This window comes from Duganella margarita (assembly GCF_009857535.1).
GTDB classification, from domain to species: domain Bacteria; phylum Pseudomonadota; class Gammaproteobacteria; order Burkholderiales; family Burkholderiaceae_D; genus Rugamonas; species Rugamonas margarita.
In genome coordinates this window covers 1-255 of sequence record NZ_WWCS01000104.1, presented here as the reverse complement: position 1 = coordinate 255, position 255 = coordinate 1, and the positions used below count along the sequence as shown (strand labels likewise).

At 51.4% G+C, this 255-nt stretch carries 1 rRNA gene; it reads left to right on the top strand.

Going from position 1 to position 255, the window contains the following annotated elements:
• A 23S ribosomal RNA gene (locus GTP55_RS29420) occupies positions 1 to 255 on the top strand; the annotation flags it as partial.

Sequence of the window (255 nt, the reverse complement as noted above, 5' to 3'; positions counted from 1 at the left end):
TTGTGATGATGCAATCTACCCGCGGCTAGACGGAAAGACCCCATGAACCTTTACTGTAGCTTTGCATTGGACTTTGAACCAATCTGTGTAGGATAGGTGGGAGGCTTTGAAGCGGGAACGCCAGTTCACGTGGAGCCAACCTTGAAATACCACCCTGGTTTGTTTGAGGTTCTAACCTTGGTCCGTTATCCGGATCGGGGACAGTGCATGGTAGGCAGTTTGACTGGGGCGGTCTCCTCCTAAAGTGTAACGGAG